The 24,203-nt window shown below is 69.7% G+C and carries 21 protein-coding genes; 8 read left to right on the forward strand and 13 right to left on the reverse strand.

What is annotated here, in order from left to right:
* Nucleotides 1-3 precede the first annotated feature (3 nt).
* A complete protein-coding gene (locus ACG0Z3_RS17170) occupies nt 4-816 on the reverse strand; it encodes a hypothetical protein (RefSeq protein ID WP_394399648.1) in 813 nt (270 codons plus the stop codon).
* A 48-nt stretch (nt 817-864) separates the two neighbouring features.
* Here ACG0Z3_RS17170 and ACG0Z3_RS17175 point away from each other — a divergent pair, with 48 nt between their 5' ends.
* Complete coding sequence (locus ACG0Z3_RS17175) at nt 865-1,905, forward strand: S66 peptidase family protein (protein WP_394399649.1); 1,041 nt, start codon at nt 865-867, stop codon at nt 1,903-1,905.
* Between the two features lie 3 nt (nt 1,906-1,908).
* Here the strand turns inward: ACG0Z3_RS17175 and ACG0Z3_RS17180 are convergent, their stop codons facing one another.
* From ACG0Z3_RS17180 to ACG0Z3_RS17215, 8 genes are all read right to left on the reverse strand, one after another.
* The gene (locus ACG0Z3_RS17180; protein WP_394399652.1) at nt 1,909-2,799 is read right to left on the reverse strand and encodes a hypothetical protein; all 891 of its coding nucleotides are present in this window, start codon (nt 2,797-2,799) and stop codon (nt 1,909-1,911) included.
* Between the two features lie 27 nt (nt 2,800-2,826).
* Nucleotides 2,827-4,251: a D-alanyl-D-alanine carboxypeptidase/D-alanyl-D-alanine endopeptidase gene (dacB, locus tag ACG0Z3_RS17185; RefSeq protein WP_394399654.1), complete on the reverse strand. Its 1,425-nt coding sequence runs from the start codon at nt 4,249-4,251 to the stop codon at nt 2,827-2,829.
* The gene (locus ACG0Z3_RS17190; RefSeq protein ID WP_394399656.1) at nt 4,251-5,150 is read right to left on the reverse strand and encodes an ornithine cyclodeaminase family protein; all 900 of its coding nucleotides are present in this window, start codon (nt 5,148-5,150) and stop codon (nt 4,251-4,253) included. Before ACG0Z3_RS17190 ends, dacB begins: the two co-directional genes overlap by 1 nt.
* 65 nt (nt 5,151-5,215) lie before the next feature.
* Nucleotides 5,216-8,140: a TonB-dependent receptor domain-containing protein gene (locus tag ACG0Z3_RS17195; protein ID WP_394399659.1), complete on the reverse strand. Its 2,925-nt coding sequence runs from the start codon at nt 8,138-8,140 to the stop codon at nt 5,216-5,218.
* A gap of 153 nt (nt 8,141-8,293) precedes the next feature.
* The gene (locus ACG0Z3_RS17200) at nt 8,294-9,400 is read right to left on the reverse strand and encodes a serine hydrolase (RefSeq protein ID WP_394399661.1); all 1,107 of its coding nucleotides are present in this window, start codon (nt 9,398-9,400) and stop codon (nt 8,294-8,296) included.
* Entirely contained in the window at nt 9,397-10,638 is a 1,242-nt protein-coding gene (locus ACG0Z3_RS17205) for a D-amino acid dehydrogenase (protein WP_394399663.1), read from the reverse strand. The genes ACG0Z3_RS17200 and ACG0Z3_RS17205 overlap by 4 nt, the downstream gene beginning before the upstream one ends.
* A gap of 266 nt (nt 10,639-10,904) precedes the next feature.
* The gene (locus tag ACG0Z3_RS17210) at nt 10,905-12,098 is read right to left on the reverse strand and encodes an amino acid aminotransferase (RefSeq protein ID WP_394399665.1); all 1,194 of its coding nucleotides are present in this window, start codon (nt 12,096-12,098) and stop codon (nt 10,905-10,907) included.
* A 69-nt stretch (nt 12,099-12,167) separates the two neighbouring features.
* Nucleotides 12,168-13,265: a DUF2332 domain-containing protein gene (locus ACG0Z3_RS17215; protein WP_394399667.1), complete on the reverse strand. Its 1,098-nt coding sequence runs from the start codon at nt 13,263-13,265 to the stop codon at nt 12,168-12,170.
* Between the two features lie 57 nt (nt 13,266-13,322).
* On the opposite strand from ACG0Z3_RS17215, the gene ACG0Z3_RS17220 reads away from it, so the two are divergent.
* The gene (locus tag ACG0Z3_RS17220; RefSeq protein WP_394399670.1) at nt 13,323-13,988 is read left to right on the forward strand and encodes a Crp/Fnr family transcriptional regulator; all 666 of its coding nucleotides are present in this window, start codon (nt 13,323-13,325) and stop codon (nt 13,986-13,988) included.
* A 165-nt stretch (nt 13,989-14,153) separates the two neighbouring features.
* On the opposite strand, the gene ACG0Z3_RS17225 is transcribed toward ACG0Z3_RS17220, so the two are convergent.
* On the reverse strand, nt 14,154-14,447 hold the full coding sequence (locus ACG0Z3_RS17225; protein ID WP_394399672.1) for a hypothetical protein: 294 nt from the start codon (nt 14,445-14,447) through the stop codon (nt 14,154-14,156).
* A gap of 59 nt (nt 14,448-14,506) precedes the next feature.
* Nucleotides 14,507-14,995 (reverse strand): glutathione peroxidase, encoded by a 489-nt coding sequence (locus ACG0Z3_RS17230; protein WP_394399674.1) that lies wholly within the window; start codon nt 14,993-14,995, stop codon nt 14,507-14,509.
* A 191-nt stretch (nt 14,996-15,186) separates the two neighbouring features.
* Here ACG0Z3_RS17230 and ACG0Z3_RS17235 point away from each other — a divergent pair, with 191 nt between their 5' ends.
* A complete protein-coding gene (locus ACG0Z3_RS17235) occupies nt 15,187-16,149 on the forward strand; it encodes a hypothetical protein (RefSeq protein ID WP_394399676.1) in 963 nt (320 codons plus the stop codon).
* 33 nt (nt 16,150-16,182) lie between these two features.
* Here the strand turns inward: ACG0Z3_RS17235 and lplT are convergent, their stop codons facing one another.
* The gene (gene lplT, locus ACG0Z3_RS17240) at nt 16,183-17,472 is read right to left on the reverse strand and encodes a lysophospholipid transporter LplT (RefSeq protein ID WP_394399678.1); all 1,290 of its coding nucleotides are present in this window, start codon (nt 17,470-17,472) and stop codon (nt 16,183-16,185) included.
* A gap of 207 nt (nt 17,473-17,679) precedes the next feature.
* On the opposite strand from lplT, the gene alr reads away from it, so the two are divergent.
* A complete protein-coding gene (gene alr / locus ACG0Z3_RS17245; RefSeq protein WP_394399680.1) occupies nt 17,680-18,780 on the forward strand; it encodes an alanine racemase in 1,101 nt (366 codons plus the stop codon).
* Nucleotides 18,773-19,180 (forward strand): alternative ribosome rescue aminoacyl-tRNA hydrolase ArfB, encoded by a 408-nt coding sequence (arfB, locus tag ACG0Z3_RS17250; RefSeq protein ID WP_394399682.1) that lies wholly within the window; start codon nt 18,773-18,775, stop codon nt 19,178-19,180. Before alr ends, arfB begins: the two co-directional genes overlap by 8 nt.
* Here the strand turns inward: arfB and ACG0Z3_RS17255 are convergent, their stop codons facing one another.
* A complete protein-coding gene (locus ACG0Z3_RS17255) occupies nt 19,181-19,819 on the reverse strand; it encodes a TetR/AcrR family transcriptional regulator (RefSeq protein WP_394399684.1) in 639 nt (212 codons plus the stop codon).
* A 107-nt stretch (nt 19,820-19,926) separates the two neighbouring features.
* Here ACG0Z3_RS17255 and ACG0Z3_RS17260 point away from each other — a divergent pair, with 107 nt between their 5' ends.
* Genes ACG0Z3_RS17260 through ACG0Z3_RS17270 form a run of 3 tightly spaced genes read left to right on the forward strand, consistent with a single transcriptional unit; the run spans nt 19,927 to nt 24,114 of the window.
* Nucleotides 19,927-21,300 carry an NAD(P)-dependent oxidoreductase gene (locus ACG0Z3_RS17260; protein WP_394399686.1) on the forward strand — a complete coding sequence of 458 codons (1,374 nt, stop codon included), beginning with the start codon at nt 19,927-19,929 and terminating at the stop codon, nt 21,298-21,300.
* Nucleotides 21,293-22,600, forward strand: a complete 1,308-nt coding sequence (gene preA / locus ACG0Z3_RS17265) for an NAD-dependent dihydropyrimidine dehydrogenase subunit PreA (RefSeq protein ID WP_394399688.1) — start codon at nt 21,293-21,295, stop codon at nt 22,598-22,600. The genes ACG0Z3_RS17260 and preA overlap by 8 nt, the downstream gene beginning before the upstream one ends.
* 14 nt (nt 22,601-22,614) lie before the next feature.
* A complete protein-coding gene (locus ACG0Z3_RS17270) occupies nt 22,615-24,114 on the forward strand; it encodes a CoA-acylating methylmalonate-semialdehyde dehydrogenase (protein ID WP_394399690.1) in 1,500 nt (499 codons plus the stop codon).
* Nucleotides 24,115-24,203 lie beyond the last annotated feature (89 nt).

Raw genomic sequence — 24,203 nt, forward strand, 5'->3', positions numbered from 1 at the left:
ACCTCACGCCGGCAGGCGGCACGCACCGCCTGCATCCGCCGACTGCCGGCACAGCTCGCGCCAGAACCGGCCCATGAACGCCGGATGCTGCTCTGCAAACGCGGGCCGTGCGCCCACATGCAGCCGCAGCCGCTCCACCGGCGGCCCGACGCGCACCACCTGGCGTGCCAGCGCCGCATCGCGGCGCAGCCGCTCGTCGAGGTAGTAGCTGTGCATCAGCAGCAGCGGCGTGCGGCCGGCCAGCAGCTTCTGCAGCACGCTCTCGTGGTTGGGCGCCGGCTCCACCGGCCAGCCGCGCTCCTGGGCCAGCCGCTCCGCGCTGCTGCCGGCCGTGACGCCCACGCGGGCCTGCGGAGGCAGCACCGGCGCTCCGCCCTGCGCTGCCAGCCCGGCCCGGTGCGCATACAGCGCGTACTCCACCTGACCCAGGCTAAGGTCGAACTGCCCCCGCGCGCCCTGCGGCCGGGGCAAGGTCAGCAACGCGGCCATCGGCCCGCCCTGGGCCACGGCAGCCACGAGATCCAGCTCACCGCTGCCAAGCATGGCCCGCACGCGCCGCGACGGCAGCCGCAACAGCTCGGCCTGCGTGTCGCAGCCCAGCCGCTTCAGCGCGCCACGCACCCAGTCCACCAGCAGGCCCGGTGGCGCGGCGAAGGCGTCGCCGCGCCCCTGCAAGAAAGGCTCGGCCGGCGCGTCCGGAAAGCTGATGCGCAGCCGCGCCGGGCAGCCACCCTGGGCCCAGGCCGCGCTGCCAGCAAGCGCCCACAGCGCCACCACGGCGATCACCACGCAACGACTCCAAGGGCTAGGCTTCACGGGCCCAGTATGCAGTCGGCCCTCCCTCCCTGACTCAGCAAGAACACCATGCCCACCTCCCGCCGCGACCTCCTGCAATTCGGCACCACCGCTGCCGCCAGCCTGCTGGCCGGCGCCTCGGCGTCAGCCCAGGCCGCCGGCCCGCTGCGACCGCCCCGCCTGCGCGCGGGTGACACGCTGGGTCTCGTCAGCCCCGCCAACGCCACCTTCGAGCGCGAGCCGCTAAGGATCGCCATCGAGTCGTTGCAGGCGCTGGGCTTCCAGGTCAAGCAGGGCGCGCATGTCAGCGCCCGGCGCGGGCCCTTCGCCGGCACCGACGCCCAGCGCGCCGCCGACGTGAACGCCATGTTTGCCGATGACTCGGTGGCCGGCATCCTCGCGCTGACCGGCGGCTCCGGCTGCAACCGCATCGTCGATCGGCTGGACTACGACCTCATCCGCCGTCGCCCGAAATTCTTCGGCGGATTCAGCGACCTGACCAGCCTCGTCAACGCCATCCACACGCGCACCGGCCTCGTCACCTTCCACAGCCCGGTGGCGTCATCGGAGTGGAACGACTTCTCGGTGCAGAGCTTCCGCGCCGTGGCGATGAACGCCGAGGCGACCGTGTTGCGCAACCCGGTCGTCAGGCCGGCCGACGACCTCGTGGCCCGCGAGGAGCGCATCAGCACCGTGCGCGCCGGCCGCGCCCAGGGCCGGCTGGTGGGTGGCAACCTGACGGTACTGGCCTCGCTGGCAGGCACGCCCTACTTCCCGGACTGCCGCGGCGCCCTCCTATTCCTGGAAGACATCAACGAGTACATCTACCGCATCGACCGCTGCCTCTCGACGCTGCGCCTGAACGGCGCGCTGTCGCAGCTGGCCGGTGTCGTGCTGGGTCGTTTCACGAAGTGCGAGCCGGGCGACGGATACGGCAGTCTGACGCTGGACGAGGTGTTCGACGACTACTTCCTGCCCCTGAACGTGCCCGTTTTCCGCGGTGCCGCCATCGGCCACATCCGCCGCAAGCTGACGGTGCCGGTGGGGGCGCTGGCGGAGATGGACGCCGAAGCCGGGACGCTGCGGCTGCTGGGCGCAGCGGTGGCCTGACCGTCAGCGCGGTGCGCTCGCACCCGAGCTGAGCGGCTTGGGCGCGGTGACGAAGACCTGCGACGCGCCCCGCACCGAGACGTAGGCCGAACGCTCGGCCAGGGTCAGCAACTTGCCCGCCATCACCTTCAATGGCACCTGATCGCCCACATCCAGCGCGGTCGCCTCGGGGTCTGCGTACTTCACGTTGTCGAGCTGACGCTTGCGGGCTATCACGTCCAGGCTGCGCGCGTCGAGCGTGACGCGCTCGAAGTACATGTAGGCCGCGATGTAGGTGTTGGAGCTCCCGACCTCGCCGGTGCGGGGATTGACCGTGCGATAGCCCGAGCCCGTTTCAGCCACCATGTCCGCGGTCGCGCCGTCAGGGGCATCCGCCTCCCACGGCACCGCCGCGGCCCCCTTGTCCAACGGCTGCACGTAAAAGCCCACGCCGGACAGCTTGCTGCCCATGCCGCCGAAGCCCGCGTAGAAGTAGCTAGGCAGGATGGCCTCGATGCGGTCCCAATCGGCGCGGGACGGCATGGCCCTCAAGTGCGCCTGCAAGGCAGACAGGATGATGGCCTCGCGCTCCTTGCCATGCGCCTGGGCAAGTTGGGCCTGGGTGTCAGCCGGCGCCGTCCAGTTCAGCAGCACGCGCTGCGCCAGCGGCTCCTCCTCCTCGATGGCCTGGTTAAGCCCCTTCAGCACCGCCATATTCAACAAGCGGCCGTTGATCGCCAGGCTCTTGCGGCTGAACGGCTCGGCATGGCTTCCCGTGCGCTCGCGTTGGCGCACCACGTCGACCTGATCGCCGATGGCCGCGATCAAGGCCACCGTGGGCGGCTTGCCCACTCGCTGTGCGTCGGCGCCAAAGCTGGCGAGCGCCAGCAGCAGTAAACAGATCGGCCGGTTCAAGGATTTCCTCTCAAATGGGATCGGAGCCTAACGCTGGGTGGCCACCCACGTTGCCAGGGCGTCCAGCACCGGCCGCCCCTTGGCCGCCGCGTCGGGATGGTTGACGAAGGCCACGAACACCCAGGGCTTGCCCGACGCATCCGGCACAAAACCCGCCAGGCCGACAGCATCGCGCAGCGTGCCGGTCTTGAGCCGCGCCAGCCCGGTGGCCGGGCCGTCGCGCAGCCGGCGTGACAGCGTGCCGTCCTCGCCGGCGATGGGCAGCGTGGCCAGCAGGTCCGGCGCCTGGCGGCCGGCGTGGGCCACGCGCAGCACCCGCGCCAGCTGCGCCGGGCTGATGCGCTCGTGGCGCGACAGGCCGGAGCCGTTGTCCATCACCAGCCCCTGCACCTCCACGCCACGCTCGCGGAACCAGTCGCGCACGACGCGATCGGCCGCCGCCAGCGTGGGCTCGCCATCACGCGCAGCCTGCGCGCCCAGCTGCAGATAGATAAGCCGGCTCAGCGCGTTGTCGCTGCTCTTCATGACGCCGCGCATCACCTCCGCCAGCGGCCGCCCGCGGTGCGTGGCCAGCACCACGGCGCCGGCCGGCGCGGCGGCCTCGGCATCACCCGGGCCCAGCGTGCCGCCCAGCTCTGCCCACAGCTGTCGCACAGCCTGCGCCACCAGCCACTGGCGGTCCAGCAGCTGCAGGCTGGCGCGCTGGCGGCAGCCCGCCGGAAACTCGCCCTGCAGCCGCAGCACGGTGCGACCGTCGACGCCGGGCCGGGCCTGCGCGGGCTGCCAGCCGTCATCCCAGTCCTTGCAGGGGCGGCCGGCGGCCAGCGTCATGGCGCTGGCATCCACCACCAGCCCCGGCAGCGTCGGCACGCTGCGCGCCGTGACACCCGCCGGGGTGGCCTGCAGCTCGAAGTCCAGCAGGCTGCCGTTGAAGTGCAGCGCATCGGGGATGACGTTGTAGGGAAACTCGGGGGACTCGTCGAACGGCGGCTGGCCCAGGTCCGGCCGCGCCGGGCGGAACAGCGTGCGGTCGATGACAAGACCGCCGCGGATGTCGCGCACGCCGCTCTCGCGCAGCTGGCGCAGCAGCCACCACAGCGCGGGCCAGTCGAGGTCGGGGTCGGCGCCGCCCCGCAGGATGAGCGATCCCTCGATCACGCCGCCCACCGCCGGCGCCGCCGCCAGCAGCTCGGTGCGGCCGCGATGGTTCAGGCCCAGCCGGTCCAGCGCGACGATGGCACTGACCAGCTTCATCGTCGAGCCGGGCGACATCGGGTCGTCGGCGCGACGCGCCAGTGCGGGGCGCGAGCCGTCCAGCGGCTGCAGCAGGTAGCCCACGCTGTCGGCCGGCAGGCCCTGACGTGCGAGCACGGCCTGCACGGGATCAGGCACGGTCGTCGTCGCGCAGCCGCTCAGCAGCAGCGCGCCCGCCAGCCAACCCAGCGCACGCATCAGCACGCCCCCAGGCGGCGCGCCACGACGCGGGCCAGCGCCACGTCTTCCAGGCCGATACCCACGCTCTTGTAGACGGCGATGTCGGCCGCCGCGCGCGGGCGCGGGCGGGCAACCAGCTCGCCCAGCTCGACCCAGCGCTCGGCCGGGCAGTGGACAAGGTCGCCGGCCTCCAGCTCGGCCGCCGTGCGCCATTCGACGGCGATCGTCGTGGCGCGGGCCAGCAGCGTGTCGTCAAGCTCGCGCGCGGCGCGAGTGCTGGAGCCCACTGCCGCGACGAAGGCGCCCGGCCGCACCCGCGCGCCGTCGAACAGCGGTGTGGGCGAGCGCGTGGCGGTGACGATCACGTCGCCCTCGGCCGCCGCCATGGCGGCATCGACGGCCTCGCCGCCGAACTCGGCCGCCAGTGCCTCGGCACCCGAGCGCGCGCAAACCAGCACGCGCTCGAAGTGACGCAGCGGCATGAGCGCCTCCAGATGCGCGCGCGCCTGGATGCCCGCGCCGAAGACGGCCAGCGTGCGCGCCTCGGGCCGGGCCAGCAACTCGGTCGCCACTGCAGTGGCGGCCGCCGTGCGCAGCCGCGTGAACTCATTGGCCTCCAGCGTGGCCAGCGGTGCGCCGGTGTCGGCCGAGAACAGGCTGACGAGAAAGTGATAGCGCCCGTTGCGGGCCGAGTAGACCTTGGTGCCCAGCACCGCGGGCAGATCGCCGTCGGCCTGCAGGATGGCCCCCATCGCGCTGATGGCCAGCGCAGTGCCGTCCACGGCGCTGGTGGCCCGGTGGCGGGCCAGCACCTGGGCCTGGCCGTGGCCGTGCTGGGCAAAGGCGGCATGCAAGGCCTGGCGAGCGGTGTCCCGGTCGAGGGTAGCGATGACCTGGGCTTCGGTGATGAGCTGCACGGGAACTCCGGATGACAAGTGAAAGAGGCCCCCGCAGGGGCCTCACGCGCACGGTTATCGCGAGCTTAGAGCTTCCAGCTGGCGGAGAGCATGAAGGTGCGGCCACGCGGGTCTGCAACACGCGGATCCCAGCCAGCACCCGAGGCGCTGTCCACGTTGTGCCAGGTGAAGGAGGGCTGTCGATCGGCCAGGTTGATGATGCTGCCACTCAGCGTCACGTTCTTGAGGCCCGAGTAGCTGCCCACCAAATTGAAGGTCGAGTAGGACTTCACCGTGCGCGTGTACGGCTGGGCAGACGTGTAGTTGGCGCCGCCCTGGGCTGTCGGGCCCCGGTTCTGGTCTTCGTAGCTGTCGCGGTACAGGCCGGACAGCGTCATCGCCCACGGGCCCGTGCGATAACTGACGCTGGCATTCAGGCGCCAGGGCAGATACAGCGTCGTGTTGGACCACATGCCGACGTATTCCCGCATGGGCGCGGTCTCGAGGGCGCGTTCCTTGTGGCTGATCATCTTGGTGCCGCCGAGCGAGCTGGAGATCTTGCCGCCCAGCGCCGTCATCTGGTGCTTGATGCCGAAGTCCAGGCCCTTGGTCTTGCTGCCGGCCGCATTGACCCAGCCGGCCTGGATGTAGCGCACGACGCCCGTGGCCGGATCCCGCACGAAGTTGTCCTTGAACAGCTCGTAATTGGAGACCATCTCCGTGATGCTCAGCGCACGGATGCGGTCATCCAGCTCAACCTGCCAGTAGTCGGCGTAGGCCTGGAAGTCCTTGATGGGCGCGAACACCATACCGACGGAGAACTGCTTGGAGGTCTCGGGCTTCAGGTCCGGGTTGCCGCCAGTCGCATAGGGCGTGCTCAGGCGCGCGCATTGCGTGGCGTCCTGCGGGTTGTTGACGTCGGCGCACAGCACGGGATCGCGGAACTGGCCCGTCATGGCCGACACCACCACCCCCTGGCGCACCTGCTGGGCCGTGGGCGCACGGAAGCCGGTGTTGGCCGAGGCGCGCAGAAGCAGGCTGTCGAACGGCGTGAACTTGATGCCGACCTTGGGGTTGGTCGTGCCACCGATCTGCTGGTACTGGTCGTGCCTCACCTGCAACGTGACTTCCAGGCTCTTCAGCGGCTGCACCACCAGCTCACCGAACACGGCGGTGATGTCGCGCGACAGCGTGGGCGACGAGGTATTGCCCGGGCAGCCGAAGGTCAGCGCCGTGTTGTCATAGGTGGCAAGCGTCGCGGCGGTGATGCTGTCCACGCACAGGAAGTTCTGCGACCCCGAGAACTCGTAGGTCTCCTGCCGGGCATTCACGCCGGTGGCGAACAGGATGTCGCCCGCCATGAACTTGCCCAGCGAGCCCGATAGCGTGGCGTCAAACTGCTTGACGCTGGTCTTGCCGTCGTAGATCTTGCCGCGCATCTGCATGTCCTCGAAGGCCGCAACAACCTCGGCGGACTGCGTCTGGCCCGGCATGATGAAGGGGTTGTACTTGCCGGAGGCCAGCAGGTTGACGAGCTTGCGCGTGTTGGCAAAGCCGCTGATCAGCGTGGCCGAGCTCTTGGATTCGCCGTAGCCCGCGCTGACGCTGTAGTCGAAGCGGCCGATCGTGCCTTCGAGCGAGGCCTGGGCACGCAGGTTCTTGGTGTTGTTTTCGCGGATGCGGAAGCCCAGGTCGTTCAGGAAATTGACGCGGTAGGCGATGGGCTTGGTCGGGTCGAACTGCGTGGCGCCAACCAGGGTGCGCATGTTCAGGTAGTGGGGGCTACTGGTTTGCAGGTGGGTGTTTGAGACCGTGGTCACCCCATTGACCGTGGCGGTCGTGTTGCCGGAACTCACCTGCAGCGGCGAATACTCGCCGCGGTTCGTCACATCAGACGTGATGAGCTCCAACGAGGCCTGGTGCTTGTCGTTGATGTTGAAGGTGCCCTTGACCAGCGCGTTCGTCGCCTCCTGCGGCGAGCGCAACATGTAGTTGCGGCCGTAGTCGCGCGTGCAGCGGTACTGCGAATTGGCCTTGGTGTAGCCGAACAGATCCCAGATCTGGACGTTGGGGGCCAGCGGCACCTGGTTGGGGATGTCCTGGCAACGGCCCTGGATGGCGAGCAGGTTGAGGTTGGTGTAGCGGGTGGTATCGCCGCTGGTGCCCACCATGGTGCCGGCTGCCGGGATCGCCGTGTTGTAGACCGCCGACGTCGTCGAGGAGCTGCCGGCGATCATGTTGGCGTGGACGGCGCTGGTCGAGTCCGGGGTCAGGTATTGATCGGGCTGGTAGCCGGTCGCCCAGGGGCGGTCGGTGCCGCGCAAGATCTCGTTGTTGTCGAAGGTGACCGTGGCCATCAGGTTGTAGCCATCGCGCGCCAGGCTGCCCACGCCCCCGCTCGCCGAGATGCGGCGGGTCTGGCCGCCACCGTCGGCTTGCGGCGTGGAGTAACTGCCCCGCAGCGACAACCCCTGGTAGTCGCTGCGGGTGATGAAGTTCATCACCCCGCCGACAGCGTCGGTGCCGTACACGGCCGAGGCGCCGTCCTTCAGCACCTCGACGCGCTCGATGGCGTCCATCGGGATGGCGTTCAGGTCCACCGAGCCACCACTCATGCCATGCGTGGACACGCGGCGGCCGTTCAGCAGCACCAGCGTGCCGGTCGGGCCAAGGCCGCGCAGGTTGGCGAAGTTGGCGCCGCCCAGCGTCTTGTCGGCATCTGTGCCGAACACCGCGTTGTTGGTGACCTGGTTGGTGTTGCCCGCCACGTTGGCCGACAGCAGGTCGGCCAGTTGGTCAGCGCTGCTGACGCCCAGCTCGCGAATCTGTGCCGCCGTCATCACCTCGATGGGCATAGCCTTCTCGTCCGCCAGCCGCTTGATGCTGGAGCCAGTGATGGTGACCTTTTGCAGCTTCTGCTGCTCACTCGGTGCATCCGCACCGGTTTGGGCCGTCACGGCACCACTGAGACACAACAGCGCGGTGGCGCAGGCAATACGGGTGGGCTTCATGCTTTTTTCCTGTGAGGTGACACGCTGTTCACATGATTGCCGTAGGCAGGCCGTCGAGAACAGAGGGGCGTGCCCGGGTCGTCGCATTCATGACGATCACGCTTTGCGCGCCGGGCATAACCTGAGCACATAGCTCGGGCGCTCGGGCCGGTTTCACGCCGGGTGACGGCACTTCAACCATGCATGAACCGCGCCCCCCAGCGCCGGCAAGCGCCACGTCGTGGCGGCATCGACATGCGGCGCGTAACGCGAGCCCAGGCTGGTGGTGACGGCGATCAGGTAGTGCAGCCCGCCGTCGTGCACGATGCCGGCATCGCTGCTGTAGTTCTGCGTATTGCCGGTCTTGTGCGCGAAGCTGGCTGGCGGCGTGGGGATGCCCGGCAGCCAACCGGGCAGCGCGCGCAGGGATTCGCTGCTCAGGATGTGGTGCAGTTGCTGCGCATCCAGCGTGCGGCGCAGCACGGCCTGGCTGGCGGCGCTCAGCAGCGGCGGCGCGCCTGCGGGCGGCGGCGCCTCGGCGTCCAGCAGCCACAGCAGCCGCAGCGCGTCCCAGGCCGTCATGCGGATCTCGCCCACGCCGGCCCCGGCATCGTTGCCCCAGCCACCGTCAGGCCGCGTGTTGGCGATGCGCAGGCCCGGCAGCCCGTGGGCGGCGAACAGGTCATGCAGTTCGTTGTGTAGCTCGCGTTCGCCGTCGCGCCGGATGGCGCCGCAGGCGTGCAGGTGGGCCACCAGCGCCGACGTTGCCGCATTGCAGCTGATGGTGATCATGTCGTGCAGCCAGTCGGCCACCGGGCGCTCCCGGCCGCCATGGGCCAGCGCACGCGCCCAGGCACTGCGCCCCTGGTCCACCAGCCGCGCCACGCCCACCGCCACCATCAACTTCAGCAGCGACGCCGGGTAGGGCGACACGACCCTGGGCCCGCTGCCGAACCAGGGCGGGAAGTGCAGTTGGCCCCAGTCCGCCTCCGGCAGCCAGGCCACCGAGCGGCCTTGCGCATCGCGCACGTCCGCGTGGAAGGCGATATTGGCCACGGCACCGAACGCGCCGTCGACGTAGGCCACCAGCCCCTGCGGGTGCTCGCGCGAGAACAGCACATTGGCCGCCACCGGCCGGGCACCGCCGAACACCAGCACGGCCAGGTCGACGCTGGGCATCAGGCCCAGCGGCGCGCCGCCCTGCAGCGCATCGGGGGTCTGCTCGAAGTGCTGAGCCAGCACGGCCAGGCGCAAGGCCTGGGCGAGCTCGTCAGCCGTCACAGCTCGAGGCCATCCAGCGGCAGCGGGCTGGCATGACCTGACACCAGCGCGGCGACGATGTCGGCCGTCGCGAACGAGAACGTGAAGCCCAAGGCGCCATGGCCCACGTTGAGCCACAGGCCGGCGATGCCGCTGGCGCCGAGGATGGGCGCGCCGCTGGGCGTGGCCGGGCGCAGGCCGGCCCAGGGCGTGGCGCGGTCGTAGTCGGCCGCGTGCGGGAAGGTGGCACGTACCGAGCGCTGCAGCGAGGCCAGCCGGCCGGCGTCCAGCGAGGCATCGTCACCCACCAGGTCCACCATGGCGGCCACGCGCAGGTCGCTGCCGATGCGGGCGTAGAGGATCTTCTTCTCGAAGTCGGTCACGCTGACCTCGGGCGCGCGGTGGCCCGGCCCAATGGGCGCCGTGAGGCTGTAGCCCTTGAGCGGGTACAGCGGCAGCCGCACATCCACGGTGGCCGCCAGCGCGCGGCTGTGCAGGCCGGCGGCCAGCACGACGGCATCGGCCGTCACGTCGCCGGCCGGGGTGCGCACGCCGAACACGGCGCCGGTCCGGTCAATCAGGAAGCTGTCGACCCGCGCACCCAGCCGGCCGCGGAAGTGCTCGTGCGCCCCCAGGCGCTCATGCAGCTGGCGGCAGAACGCGTGGCAGTCAGCCACCGCCTCGCCGGGCGTGAAGATGCCGCCGGCGAGCGTGGCTTCGGTATCGGCCAGTGCCGGCTCCAGCGCTACGCAGTCGTCGTGCGACAGCGCCTGCTCCGCCCCGCCCTGTGCCCGCGCCGCGACACGGGCGAACTCGGCTTGCTGGCGGTACACCACCAGCTTGCCCGGCGCGCGCAGCGCCACGGCCTCGCCCAGCTGCGCCTGCTGCTGCAGCCGCGCGAACGCGGCCTGGCTGTAGGCGCCCAGCGCCAGCAGGCGCTCGGTGGCGCGCCGGTTCACCGGGCCACGACAGTTGCGCAGGAAGGCAGCCAGCCACGACCACTGGGCGCGGTCAAACTCGGGCTTGAAGCGCAGCGGGCCATCCGGGTCCAGCAACCAGCGCAGCGCCTTCAGCGGCACGCCGGCATCGGCCAGCGGCGACACATAGCGGTAGCTCAGTTGGCCGCCGTTGGCCCGGCTGGCACCCTGGGCCACATCGGTCGCCTGCTCCACCAGCGTGACCGCATGGCCGCGCTGCAGCAAGGCCCAGGCCGTGGTGAGCCCCACCACGCCGCCGCCGATTACCACGCAATGCTTCATCCTGACCCTGGGCTCTTGAACTGGCCGGCAGGGTAAGGACGCCGGGAAGCCGCTACCAATGAAACCGGCAGCGGCGGCCATCACCCGACGTTATGGCGTCAAGCGTTGGGCTGACGGCCTCCACGGGCCGAGCGCCGGGCCGCCCCAAGCCGGCCCGCGCTGACGATATTGGCGGCTCGATGCCGCCGATATCGGCGTCCCCTCGGGGGACCGACCAGAATCGCCTGCGTCCAGCCGGGCGGGCTGGGCGAGGGGCCAACAGATCATCAGGCCAGTACGGCGGCCATGGCCTCGGCGGTGGCTTCGACGTTGCGGGTGTTCAGCCCCGCCACGCACATGCGGCCCGAGCGCAGGATGTAGACGCCGAACTCGTTTTTCAGCCGCTCGGCCTGCTCGGCCGTCAGGCCGGTGTAGCTGAACATGCCGCGCTGGGTCAGGAAGTAGCTGAAGTCGCGGCCCGGCAGCTTGGCGGCGATGACGTCGTGCAGCGCCCGGCGCATGGACTGGATGCGGCCACGCATCTCGGCCACCTCGGCCTCCCACATCGCGCGCAGCGCGGGCGTACCCAGCACCTTGGCCACGATCTGGCCGCCGTGCAGCGGCGGATTGGAGTAGTTGCGGCGGATCATGAACTTCAGCTGGCCCAGCACGCGGGCGGCCTGGTCGGCATCGGGGCAGACAACGCTCAGCGCACCGCAGCGCTCGCCATACAGGCTCATGCTCTTGGAGAAGCTGTTGGCGATGAGGAAGCTGATGCCCTCGTCGGCCAGCAGGCGCACGGCGAAGGCATCTTCCTCGATGCCGTCACCATAGCCCTGGTAGGCCAGGTCCAGGAAAGGCAGCAGCTCACGCTCGCGCAGGACGGGCACCAGTGCGCGCCACTGGTCGGCCGCCAGGTCCACGCCGGTGGGGTTGTGGCAGCAGGCGTGCATCAACACGACGCTGCGCGCCGGCAGCGTCTTGAAGAAGGCCAGCAGCGCGTCGAAGCGCAGGCCGCCCGTGGCGGGGTCGTAGTAGGGGTAGGTCTCGCAGACGTGGCCCGAGCCCTCGAACACCGCGCGGTGATTGTCCCAGGTCGGGTCGGACAGGTAGATCTTGCTGTCGGGAAAGTAGCGCTTAAGCAGGTCGGCGCCCACCTTCAGGCCACCGCTGGAGCCCACACCCTGGATGGTGGCGATGCGACCGGCCGCGATGGCCGGGTGGCCCTCGCCGAACAGCAGACCCTGCACGGCGCTGCGGAAGTTGGCCGCGCCCTCCATGGGCAGGTAGGGCCGGGCACCGGCCGTTTCGACAACGGCCAGCTCGGCCGCGCGCACCGACGGCAGCATGGGGATGCGGCCCTCATTGTCGAAGTAGATGCCGATGGACAGGTTGATCTTGCCGGTGCGGGGGTCTTTCTGGAATGCCTCGTTGAGGCTCAGGATGGGGTCGCCGGCATAGGCGTCGACGTGCTGGAACATGGGTCGGTCTCCTTGGGGAGGCCGGATTATCCAAGCGGCGCTGCGTCGACAGCCGCCAACGCCATCCGCTCACAGCCAGGCCACCCAGCGGCCGTGCGGGTGACTCCAGGCCAGCGCCTGCTCGGCGAAGCGGCCAGCCTCGGCATGCCGCAGCGTCCACAGCGTCAGCGACGACGGCGCCTCGCCCGCTGGCAACACCGGCACGGGCGGCGGCGCGGCCTGCGCACTCAGGGCCGGCAGGTCACCGCAGATCCAGGCCAGCCCGTGGCTCAGCGCCAGCCGGTCGACGGTCGCGCGCAGCCGCGCGAGCTCGGCTGCGTTCAGGTAGTACAGCACCCAGCTCGTCAGCAACACCGGCTGCACGCCGGCCGGCAGGCCGCGCAGCCATGGCGCTATGGCGGCAATGCAGTCCTCCGCCTGCGTCAGCGTCACGGGCAGGTTGGCCAGCTGCGCGGCCGCGCCGGCCAGCCGCTCGCGGCGGCGCGCATCGTGCGGCCACAGGCAGGCCTGCAGCCAGCGCAGGCGGGCCGCGTCGCTCACATCCACGGGCGCCGGGTCCAGCCCCTGGCGCAGCGTGAGGCGCCAGTCGGCCTCGGCACTTGGCGGCGGCGCCGCGCCCAGCCAGCGCGACTCGATGGCCACCGACGCACCGCCGCGCTCATGCCAGGCGCCATCGTCCGTGCGGTAGCGCAGCCGGTAGCGGTCCACGCCGAGGTTGAGCCCCGCGCTGCAGCCGAAGTCCAGCAGCGCAAGGTGGCGCGCGCCGGTCGTCTGCGCCGCCGCCCCCAGCGCGGGCCAGATCACCGCGCAGCGGCCGACCTCGTTGGTCTGCGTGGCGCCGTGCCGCAGGTGCTGCACCAACGCCGGCCACTCGCGCGCCAGGCAAACCCGCAGGGCCGGTCCCAGCGCCGCATCGGGCGCCCGCTCGCCCCCGACGCTCGGGTAGTAGGCCGCCAGCTCGGGCGCCGCGCCGGCCAGCACGCGCTCGTGCAGCGCCGCCAGCAGCAGGTTGGCCTTGCGCTGCTCGGGCGGCGCCTCGGCCAGCAGTGCCAGCGCGCGCTCGTCATCCGCAGCGAGCTCGCACAGCGCGATGTACAGCGGCTCCTGGCTGCATTCCTCGCGCCCGAATCGGCGCAGCAGCGTGGGCAGGTCTTGTCGTGAGTCCATGCGCCCAGCATAGGCAGCCACACGGCACGCCTGTGTCGGCCAGCCGACAATGCCATCATGTCCGATGACGCCGTCTACCAGCTGATCACGGCCAACTTCCCCGCCCTGCGGGTGCCGGCCGCCGTGGCGGCCCGGCTGCCGGCCCTGGTGCCACGGCGCCGGCTGGCCGAAGGCCGCAGCCTGTTCGTTCAGGGGCAAAGGCCCACCGCCTTCTACGCCGTGGCGGCAGGCGCCATCGAATCGCGCTTCACCGGCGCGGACGGCCGCATCTCGGTGCTGGGCGACGTGGCCCCGCCGCGCTTCTTCGGCCTCGCGGCCTTCGCGGCAGGCCTGCCGGCCGAGTACGAAGCCGTGGCGCGCGGTGCGAGCGAGGTGTTCGTCATCGGCCGCGAGGCCTACACGCTGCTGATGGACGAGGTGCCAGGTTTTGCGCGCGCGCTGATGGCCGAGTTCGCACGGCGCTACGACGGCACGCTGCGCCAGCTGCAGGCCGCCCGCCACCTCGCGGCGCCGGAGCGCTTCCGGCTGGCTCTGGCGCAGCTGGCGGGTGAGCGCGGCGTGCCGGCGGGCGGCGGCTGGGCGCAGGTGCAGGCGACGCAGTCCGAACTGGCGCAGCTGGCCCATGTGTCACGGCAGACCGCCAATGAACTGCTCGCGGCTGCCGAGGCCGACGGGCAAGTGCGGCGCGGAAGGGGGCGTTGGTGGTGGCGAGACAGGGCGTGAGCTCGCAGTTCGGTAGGCTGGGGTGAATGAAATGAACCCTAGCGACATGCTGGCCGTGGATTGCCTTCTTGGGTGTTGGCCTCACGCGCAGGCCACGGCCAGCGGGTAGGTTCATGGCGTGAACGCCGTGAACCCGAACGCTGGGGTTCTGAAACTCACCCCAGCCTACCGAGCTTGGCGGATCACTGGCTCGACACCACGCTGCCTAAGCTGCAGCGTCAAACGTTGCGCGATTGCCTGAGCGTGCGTTGCGAGGTCCTCCTCGATCTCGCCCAGATCCATCCACTGGCCGCGAACAGTGAGCGAAACAGAGGGCGGATGCCCGGACCAAGCCCTGACCTCGATATGACCCTCATCGTCGCGTAGCGAAATGTGGATGCAGTCGTGATAGAGCTTATGCGCCACCTCACCCGCCCACAGAGCGGCGGAGAGTTCGTCAAGACCATCAACGTGAGACATCACGTGTTGGGGGGACAGACGCCGCTGCACAGGGTCGGCGATGCCCACCCCTCCCGGGGTCAGCCCTTGAGCGCCGCCTCAATATCCCCGCGCAGCTTGTCCGGCGCGTCATTGGGCGCAAAGCGCTTGATGACCTGCCCATCCCGCCCGACGAGGAACTTGGTGAAGTTCCACTTGATGGCCTCGGTGCCCAGGAAGCCGGGCTTCTCGCTCTTCAGGAATTTCCACAGCGGGTGGGCCTCGCTGCCGTTGACCTTGATCTTGGCCATCATGGGGAAGCTGACGCCGTAGTTGAGCTCACAAAAGCTCGCGATCTGGTCGTTGCTGCCGGGGTCCTGGCCGCCGAACTCGTTGCTGGGGAAGCCGAGGATGACCAGGCCCTGCGGGCCGTAGTCCTGCCAGAGCTTCTCCAACCCCTTGAACTGTGGCGTGAAGCCGCATTCGCTGGCCGTGTTGACGATGAGCAGCACCTTGCCGCGCTGGGCGGCGAGGTCGGCCGGCTCGCCGGTGATGGAAACGGCCTGGAAGTCGAAAACGCTGTCGGTCATGTGTACCCCCTTGCGCTGCACGCGTCGCTGCGGGCCGGCAGCGACCCTGCGAAAAGCCACGCATGCTACTGCCCGCCGTGCGTGAGGGTTTGTAGCATGGCGGCCGCTGCGCCGCTGGCCTTCCAATCGCGCGAACTTCGGAGCTCCCCTCTGGGGTGCCGCCGGCCCACAACTTGCCCCGGAACCTGCCCATGTTCATGGATCACCTGGCCTGCTTCACCCCGGCCGACCTGGCTGGACGCACCCCGCCCGACCTGACGCAATTCCGCTGGAAGCTGCTGGCACAGGGCGACTCGTGGTTCTCGAACTCGCGCGCCAAGCTCAACGCCCACGCCAATCTGCTGCAGGAACTGGTGTTCCGCGGCACGGCGATGACGGTGAACTGCGCGGGCACCGGCAATGCGCTCGCGCACATGGTGGACCTGGAGTCCAGCCCCGACTTCGTGCGCCTGCTGGTCGGCCCCGACGCCCCGGCCTGGGACGGCGTGCTGCTGTCGGTGGGCGGCAACGACCTGATCGCCGCTGCCCGCACGCCCGCGCACGATGCGGCCGGCGCGCCCATCCCGCTGGATCTGCGGCTGATGCGCCGCCAGACCGAATGGGGGCCGCCGTCGGCCGGCGTGGCGCGCTACTTCTCCGAGCCCGGCTGGGCCACCTATGCCGAGTACCTGCGCGCCAACGTCAAGCACCTGTTGAGCCTGCGCGACCAGGGCCCGTCGGCCGGCAAACCCGTCTTCATGCACTGCTATGCCGTGCCCATGCCGCGCCCGGCCGGCGCCGAAAGCGCCGATGACCTGGGCGCCGCCAGCGGCCCCTGGCTGTACCCGGCCATGAAGGCCTACGGCGTGCCGGCGGCCGACTGGGCGGCCGTGAGCCGGCTGATGGTGTTCCACCTGGCGCAGCTGCTCAAGGGCATGGCGGCCGACAAGGAAGGCTTCCCCGGCCTGTTCGTGTTCGACTCGACCGCCGTGCCGCTGGCGCTGGCCGCACCGGGCTCCACCGGCATCAGCGGCGACTGGCACAACGAGATCCACCTCAACCACAGTGGCTGCTTCAAGATCGCCCGCGCGTGGAGCGAGCACATCGAGATGGTGCTGGAAGGCAAGCACCTGCTCCAGCCCACGGGCACCGGCCGCAAGAGCCGCGCGAAGTAGCCCACCAAGCGCCGGCCTCGCCGGCGCCGGCGCTCACTTGTCGACCGTGGTGACGTGGTCGCTGCGGGCGAGGTCCAGCAGGCGCTCGACCTCGTCCTTGTGCAGGACGAGGTTGCGCTGGTGCCAGCGGCGGATCATCTCCATCACTGCAGCCACCAGCAGCCCGAAGACGGTGATCGCGCCAAAAGCGGTCAGCCCGAACTTCGTCATGCCGACGTAGAACGCCCCCAGGCCCAGGATGCAGGCCTGCTCGTTGAAGTTCTGTACCGCGATTGAGCGGCCTGCACCCATCAGGGTGTGGCCACGATGCTGCAGCAGGGCGTTCATCGGCACGATGAGGAAGCCGCAGATGGCGCCCATCACGACGAGGAAGGGGACCGCACTGCTCAGCGAGCGGATGAACACCAGCCCAATCATCAGAAAGCCGACGACGATGGCAAGCGGGATCACATTTGTGGCGCGATCAAGCCGGCAGGTGAAGCTGGCGATGACCGCCCCAATGACCGAACCGATGACGACAACACCGGCGAGGTTGGACGCCTGAGCCGTCGTGTAGCCCAGCGCCACCGCAGCCCAGGCGAACACAATCAGCCGCAGGTTGCCAAAGATGCCCCAAAGCAGCGTCGTCGTGCCCAGCGAGATCTGGCCCAGCTTGTCGTTCCACAGCCGCGAGTTACAGCTGGTGAAATCGCGCACCAACGCCACCACCCCAGCCATCGGCTGCAGCGGTGCGCCAGTGTGCGGGATGAACAGGTTCAGCGACGCCGCGATGCCGTAGAACAGCAGGATCACGCAGATCGCTGCCTCGGGCGCGGTATCAATGCCGGTGTCCAGGTAGGGAATGTCGACCCCGAGCAGCGCGCCGGAGACTCGCTGCCCGATCAACTGACCGCCGAACAGGATGCCGAGCACGATGGAAGCGACGGTCAGCCCTTCAATCCAGCCGTTCCCCTTGACCAGCTGCGAAGGGGGCAACAGCTCGGTCAGGATGCCGTACTTGGCCGGCGAATAGGCTGCCGCACCCAGGCCGACGATGGCGTAGGCCGCCAGCGGGTGGGTACCAAACAGCATCATCAGACAGCCGACGACCTTGACAGTGTTCGAAACGAACATCACCCGGCCCTTCGGGATCGAATCGGCAAAGGCGCCGACAAAGGGGGCCAGGAGCACGTAGAACAGCGCAAACATGGGCGCCAGCGCTGGCACCTGCCAGGCGGGGGCCTTGGCCATGCGAAGCAACTCGACGGCTGCAACGAGCAGCGCGTTGTCAGCCAGCGAGCTGAAGAACTGCGCCGACATGATGGTGTAGAAGCCGCGTTTCATCGGTCGTCGGGCGCGATCAGGACTGTCTCGGATGCTTGTAGCTGTGGCCGACCAACGGGCGGAGCGGGTTTATAGCACGCGGCCTGCGCCGCCTTCGTGCAAGCCTGCCGGCGCAGAATCGCGCCTCCTTGATGCCCCGACGCTGCCAACCACCGCGCCGCCCCATGAAGGCGCCAGCGCACAACGCGCAGCCCAGCGTTCACCGACATGCCACGCCCCATCGAAGCCCTGGTCCACACCGACGCCCTCGCCCACAACCTGGCCCGCGCCCGCGCGCAGGCGCCCAACGCCCGGGTCTGGGCCGTCGTGAAGGCCAATGCCTACGGCCATGGCATCGAGCGGGCCTTCGAGGGGCTGCGCGCCGCCGACGGCTTCGCGCTGCTGGATCTGGCCGAGGCTGAACGCCTGCGCGCGCTGGACTGGCGCGGCCCCATCCTGCTGCTGGAAGGCGTTTTCGAGCCGCGCGATCTGGAGCTGTGCTCGCGCCTGAAACTCTGGCACGCGGTGCACTGCGAGCAGCAGATCGACTGGCTGGCCATGCACAAGACGCACGAGCCGCACCGCGTGTTCCTGAAGCTGAACTCGGGCATGAACCGCCTGGGCTTCACGCCCGCGGCCTTCCGCGCCGCCTATGCGCGGCTGGATGCGCTGCCGCAGGTGGACGAGATCGGCTTGATGACGCACTTCTCGGACGCCGACGCCCAGCGCGCCGGCCAGGACGGCATTGCCCACCAGCTGGCAGCCTATGACACGGCCACCGACGGCCTGGCCGGCGAGCGCACGATTGCCAACAGCGCCGCCACACTGCGCCACGCCGGCCGCACGGCCCACGACTGGGTGCGCGCCGGCATCATGGTCTACGGCGGCGTGCCGGACTTCCCCGAACACGACGCCACCCACTGGGATCTGCGCCCGGCCATGACGCTGCGCTCCAAGGTCATTGGCGTGCAGCAGCTGCAGGCGGGTGACACGGTGGGCTACGGCAGCGCCTTCACGGCCGAGCAGCCGATGCGCATCGGCATCGTGGCCTGCGGCTATGCCGACGGCTACCCGCGCCACGCGCCCACCGGCACGCCGGTGCTGGTGGACGGCCGGCGAAGCTGCACCATTGGCCGCGTGTCCATGGACATGCTGGCGGTGGACCTGACTGACCTGCCGGCCAGCGGCTGGGGCAGCGAGGTGACGCTGTGGGGCGAGGGGCCGCGCGGCTCACGACTGCCCATCGACGACGTGGCCCGGGCCGCCGGCACCATCGGCTACGAGCTGATGTGCGCCGTCGCGCCGCGCGTGCCCATGCGCCATGCCTGATCTGAACTGGACGCCGCGGCCGGAGGAACTCGTCTTCGACGCCATCCGCGCCAGCGGCCCCGGCGGCCAGAACGTCAACAAGGTTTCAAACGCGGTTCACCTGCGCTTCGACATCCGCGCGTCCAGCCTGCCGGACGGCGTGAAGACACGGCTGCTGGGCTGGGCGGACCAGCGCATCACGGCAGACGGCGTCGTCGTCATCAAGGCCCAGGACTCGCGCAGCCTGGAGCGCAACCGCGCAGACGCCGTGGCCCGCCTCGTCCAGCTGGTGAAAGCCGCCGCGCATGTGCCCAAGGCGCGGCGTGCCACAAAGCCAACCTACGGCTCGCAGCAGCGCCGGCTGCAGGGCAAGGCCCGGCGCAGCGAGGTCAAGGCGGGGCGGCGGCGCGACGCCGACTGATCACGGCGTGATCTGCAGGCTGCGCCAGATGATGTCGGTCAGCAGCCGGCGGGCGCGCTCGAAGTCCTCGTCCTCCAGCGCCGGCTTGCCCATGTAGAGCGAGAACTGCGGCCCCAGGTCGGCATAGGCCTGGGTAGACGACCAGATCAAGAACATCAGGTGCGTGAAGTCCAGGCGGCGGATCAAGCCCTGGTCGGCCCAGTGCTCGAAGCGCTCCACGTCGGCGTGCAGCAGCGGCATGACCTGGGCCTTGAGCACATCCTGGTAGCGCGGCGCGCCGGCCATGATCTCGCGCGTGAACACAGCATTGCCGCTGGCCCGCTCGCGGCTGAAGCGCAGCTTGACCGACACATAGGACTGGATGGCCGCCTCAGGCTCGTCGGCCTGGGCAATCGCCGACATGCTAGCCATCCACTCGCCCATGACGCTGTCCAGCACGGCGCGGTACAGATCCTCCTTGCTGGGCCAGTGGTAGAGCAGGTTCTGGCGCGAGAGGTCCAGCGCCGCGGCGATGCTGTCGAGGCTGACGCCTTCGAATCCGAAGCGGGCGAACTGGCGCTCGGCCTCGGCGAGGATGGCCTCCTGCTTGCGCAAGGTGGCGGCGCGCGGCGTGCGGGTCGCGGGAGCAGTCACGGTCATGCACCGGATTCTGACGTTGCGCACCAAGCGCTTGCTGCGGGTTTTTACGTCTACGTCAATTTTTACGGGGCAGTAATGTTTGGCCGTTTTCCACTCGGGAGAAGCCCGTGGACACTGCCGATCTGAAGCCCGGCCGACTGGCCGCCGACGACTATGCGAGCCGTTTCGGCGACGCCCATGCGCCGCTGACCCGCACACAGGCCCTCATCGAAGCCGAGCGCTGTTACTACTGCTTCGACGCGCCCTGCCAAACGGCCTGCCCCACGGGCATCGACGTGCCCACCTTCATCCAGCGCATCGCGCAGGACAACGTGCGCGGCGCGGCCGAGACCATCCTGACGGCCAACCCGCTGGGTGGCCTGTGCGCCCGCGTCTGCCCGACCGAGGTGCTGTGCGAACAGGCCTGCGTGCGCAATACCAACGAGAGCAAGCCAGTGGAGATCGGGCTGCTGCAGCGCTTCGCGGTAGAGGCTCACTTCGCCACTCCCGGAGCCCGGCCGTTGTTCGAACGCGGCCAGCCGACCGGCAAGCGGGTCGCCGTCGTCGGCGCTGGCCCGTCCGGGCTGGCCGCGGCGCATGGCCTGGCGTGGCGCGGACACGACGTCGTGCTGTTCGACGCCGCACCAAAGCTGGGCGGCCTCAACGAATACGGCCTCGCCACCTACAAGGTCGCCGGCGGTTTTGCCCAGCGCGAGATTGACTGGCTGCTGTCCATCGGCGGCATCACGCCGCGGCTGAACTGTCGATTGGGCCGCGACATCACGCTGGACGGCCTGCTGGCCGAATACGACGCGGTCTTCGTCGGTCTGGGCCTGCAGGGCGTCAACGCACTGGGCATCGCCGAGCCCGAGCTGCCCGGTCTGCGCGACGCGGTCGACTTCATCGCCGAACTGCGCCAGAGCGACCCGGCCCAGGTACCGGTAGGCCGCAAAGTCGTCGTGATCGGCGGCGGCATGACGGCCGTGGACGCAGCCGTGCAAAGCAAGCTGCTGGGTGCTGAAACCGTCACTATGGTCTACCGCCGCGGGCAGGAGGGCCTGTCGGCCTCCACGCACGAGCAGCACTGGGCGCAGACGCACGGAGTGACGATCCGGTGCTGGGCGCGGCCGCTGGCCGTCGAGGCTGAAAGCGGCGTGCTGCGCGGACTGCGCTTTGCGGCGACCCGGCTGGAAGGCGGCAAGCTCGTCGACACCGGCGAACAGTTCGTCATCGAGGCCGACCTGGTGCTGCGCGCCATCGGCCAGACCTTCGACGACCACCCCGTCGGCGCCGCCCTCGATTTGCAGGGCGGCCGCCTCAAGACCGACGCCGACGGCCGCACCAGCCTGGCCCGCGTGTGGGCAGGTGGCGACTGCCGCGCCGGCGGCCGCGACCTCACGGTGGAAGCCGTGGAGCACGGCAAGCGCGCCGCCGCCAGCATCGACCACGCGCTGCAGCACGCCAGCGCCCGCCATCTCGACAAGGAGGCCGCCCATGGCTGACCTGAGCACCAACTTCCTCGGCATCAAGAGCCCCAACCCGTTCTGGCTGGCGTCCGCGCCCCCGACCGACAAGGAGATCAACGTGCGCCGCGCCTTCGAAGCCGGCTGGGGAGGCGTCGTCTGGAAGACGCTGGGCGAGGACCCGCCGGTCGTCAACGTCAACGGCCCGCGCTACGCGACGCTGTGGAGCCAGGACCGCCGCGTCATCGGCTTCAACAACATCGAGCTCATCAGCGATCGGCCGCTGCAGACCAACCTCGACGAGATTGCCCGCGTGAAGCGCGACTTCCCGGACCGCGCGATGGTGGTGAGCCTGATGGTGCCGGTCAACGAGCTGGCCTGGCGCAACATCCTCTCCCGCGTGGCAGACACCGGCGCCGACGGCGTGGAGCTGAACTTCGGCTGTCCGCACGGCATGAGCGAGCGCGGCATGGGCTCGGCCGTGGGCCAGGTGCCCGAGTACATCCAGCAGATCACCGAGTGGTGCAAGACGCACGCCAAGCTGCCGGTGATCGTGAAGCTCACGCCCAACATCACCGACGTGCGCATCCCGGCCCGCGCCGCGCGTGCCGGCGGTGCCGATGCGGTCAGCCTCATCAACACCATCAACTCCGTGATGGGCGTGGACCTGGACCGCATGATCATGAGCCCGTCCACCGACGGCCTGGGCTCACACGGCGGCTACTGCGGCCCGGCGGTCAAGCCCATTGCGCTGAACATGGTGGCCGAGATCGCGCGCGACGCGGCCACGGCCGGCCTACCGCTGAGCGGCATCGGCGGCATCACCACCTGGCGCGACGCAGCCGAGTTCATCGCCATGGGCTGCGGCACCGTGCAGGTCTGCACCGCGGCCATGGTCTACGGCTTCAAGATCGTGCAGGACCTGTGCTCGGGCCTGTCCAACTTCATGGACGAAAAGGGCTACACGTCGCTGGACGACTTTCGCGGCCGCGCCGTGCCCACGGTCAAGAACTGGAACCAGCTCAACCTCAACCACGTCGACAAGGCCGTCATCAACCAGGACAGCTGCATCCAGTGCGGCCGCTGCCACGTGGTGTGCGAGGACACCTCGCACCAGGCCATCTGGGCAACCAAGGACGGCCAGCGCCACTTTCACGTCAACGACGCCGAGTGCGTGGGCTGCAACCTGTGCGTGTCCATTTGCCCCGTCCCTGGCACCATCACGATGCGCGCGCTCCAGCCCGGCGAGACGGATGCCCGCACCGGCCGCGTCATTGACGGCAGCTACGCCAACTGGACCACGCATCCCAACAACCCCATGCGCAGCGGCTGCGCGTGACACAAGGATCAGTGATGAGTCACTACGAGGTCGGCCATTGGATCAACGGCGCTGCCACGCGCGGCAGCGGCGAGCGCCAGCAAGACATCCACAACCCCGCCACCGGCCAGGTGCAGGGCCGCCTGCTGCTGGGCAGCGTGGCCGACCTGGACACCGCCGTCGCCAGCGCCACGCAGGCCGCCAAGGCCTGGAGCCAGACGCCACCGCTGGCCCGCGCCCGCGTGCTGTTCAAGTTCCTCACGCTGCTGCAGGAGCGCAAGGAGCAACTCGCCGACGCCATCGTGCGCGAGCACGGCAAGACCGTGCCGGATGCGCTGGGCGAGGTGGCGCGGGGCATCGAGGTGGTGGAGTTCGCCACCGCCATGCCGCAGCTGCTGAAGGGCGAGTACACCGAGCAAATCGCCCGCGGCATGGACGCCTGGAGCATGCGCCAGCCGCTGGGCGTGGTGGCCGGCATCACGCCGTTCAACTTCCCCGCCATGGTGCCCATGTGGATGTATCCCATCGCCATCGGCTGCGGCAACGCTTTCATCCTCAAGCCCAGCGAGCGCGACCCGTCGTCGTCACTGCTGATGGCGCAGTGGCTGAAGGAAGCCGGCCTGCCGGACGGCGTGTTCAGCGTCATCCAGGGTGACAAGGACATCGTGGACGCCATCCTGGCCCACCCCGGCATCGCGGCCGTCAGCTTTGTCGGCAGCACGCCGGTGGCCGAGTACATCTACAAGGTGGGCAGCGCTTCGGCCAAGCGCGTTCAGGCGCTGGGCGGCGCGAAGAACCACATGGTCGTCATGCCCGACGCCGACCTAGACGGCGCCGTGGACGCGCTGATGGGCGCGGCCTACGGTTCGGCCGGCGAGCGCTGCATGGCCATCTCGGTCTGCGTGGCCGTGGGCGACGTGGGCGACAAGCTCGTGGCGGCCCTCGCGCCGAAGGTGAAAGCACTGAAGATCGGCGAAGGCCACCAGATCGGTGCCGAGATGGGCCCGCTGATCACGCGGGCGTCGCAGCAGCGTGTGGAGCGGCTGATCGGCGAAGGCGTCGACGCGGGCGCGAAGGCGATCGTGGATGGCCGCGGCTACAAGGTCCCTGGCCACGAGAACGGTTTCTTCGTCGGCGGCACCATCCTGGACGGCGTCAGCGCCGACATGAGCTGCTACACCGAGGAGATCTTCGGCCCTGTGCTGTGCGTCGTGCGCGTGCCCGACCTGGCCGCAGCCATCTCGCTCATCGAGGCCAACGAGTACGCCAACGGCGTCGCCATCTTCACCCGCGACGGCCATGTGGCGCGCGAGTTCGTGCACCACATCCAGGTCGGCATGGTGGGTGTCAACGTGCCGCTGCCGGTGCCCATGGCCTTCAACAGCTTCGGCGGCTGGAAGCGCAGCCTGTTCGGCGACCACCACGCCTACGGGCCCGAGGCGGTGCGCTTCTACACAAAGCACAAGGCCGTCATGCAGCGCTGGCCAGACAGCACGCCCAAGGGCCCGCAATTTGCTTTTCCTCAGAACACCTGACAGGAGTAGGCATGAACGAAGTCGTGTTGGCGCACCAACTGCGGGCCGAGCGCCGGGCCGCCCCAAGCCGGCCCGCATCCCCTCGGGGG

The sequence above is a fragment of the Pelomonas margarita genome, assembly GCF_043555875.1.
In the GTDB taxonomy this organism is placed as follows: Bacteria; Pseudomonadota; Gammaproteobacteria; order Burkholderiales; family Burkholderiaceae_C; genus Pelomonas; species Pelomonas margarita.

Coding starts and splice junctions, on each gene's coding strand:
- ACG0Z3_RS17175 (WP_394399649.1), top strand. CDS start 865: ATGCCCACCTCCCGCCGCGACCTCCTGCAATTCGGCACCACCGCTGCC.
- dacB (WP_394399654.1), bottom strand. CDS start 4,251: ATGCGTGCGCTGGGTTGGCTGGCGGGCGCGCTGCTGCTGAGCGGCTGC.
- ACG0Z3_RS17195 (WP_394399659.1), bottom strand. CDS start 8,140: ATGAAGCCCACCCGTATTGCCTGCGCCACCGCGCTGTTGTGTCTCAGT.
- ACG0Z3_RS17205 (WP_394399663.1), bottom strand. CDS start 10,638: ATGAAGCATTGCGTGGTAATCGGCGGCGGCGTGGTGGGGCTCACCACG.
- ACG0Z3_RS17210 (WP_394399665.1), bottom strand. CDS start 12,098: ATGTTCCAGCACGTCGACGCCTATGCCGGCGACCCCATCCTGAGCCTC.
- ACG0Z3_RS17215 (WP_394399667.1), bottom strand. CDS start 13,265: ATGGACTCACGACAAGACCTGCCCACGCTGCTGCGCCGATTCGGGCGC.
- ACG0Z3_RS17220 (WP_394399670.1), top strand. CDS start 13,323: ATGTCCGATGACGCCGTCTACCAGCTGATCACGGCCAACTTCCCCGCC.
- ACG0Z3_RS17225 (WP_394399672.1), bottom strand. CDS start 14,447: ATGTCTCACGTTGATGGTCTTGACGAACTCTCCGCCGCTCTGTGGGCG.
- ACG0Z3_RS17230 (WP_394399674.1), bottom strand. CDS start 14,995: ATGACCGACAGCGTTTTCGACTTCCAGGCCGTTTCCATCACCGGCGAG.
- ACG0Z3_RS17235 (WP_394399676.1), top strand. CDS start 15,187: ATGTTCATGGATCACCTGGCCTGCTTCACCCCGGCCGACCTGGCTGGA.
- lplT (WP_394399678.1), bottom strand. CDS start 17,472: ATGAAACGCGGCTTCTACACCATCATGTCGGCGCAGTTCTTCAGCTCG.
- alr (WP_394399680.1), top strand. CDS start 17,680: ATGCCACGCCCCATCGAAGCCCTGGTCCACACCGACGCCCTCGCCCAC.
- arfB (WP_394399682.1), top strand. CDS start 18,773: ATGCCTGATCTGAACTGGACGCCGCGGCCGGAGGAACTCGTCTTCGAC.
- ACG0Z3_RS17255 (WP_394399684.1), bottom strand. CDS start 19,819: ATGACCGTGACTGCTCCCGCGACCCGCACGCCGCGCGCCGCCACCTTG.
- preA (WP_394399688.1), top strand. CDS start 21,293: ATGGCTGACCTGAGCACCAACTTCCTCGGCATCAAGAGCCCCAACCCG.
- ACG0Z3_RS17270 (WP_394399690.1), top strand. CDS start 22,615: ATGAGTCACTACGAGGTCGGCCATTGGATCAACGGCGCTGCCACGCGC.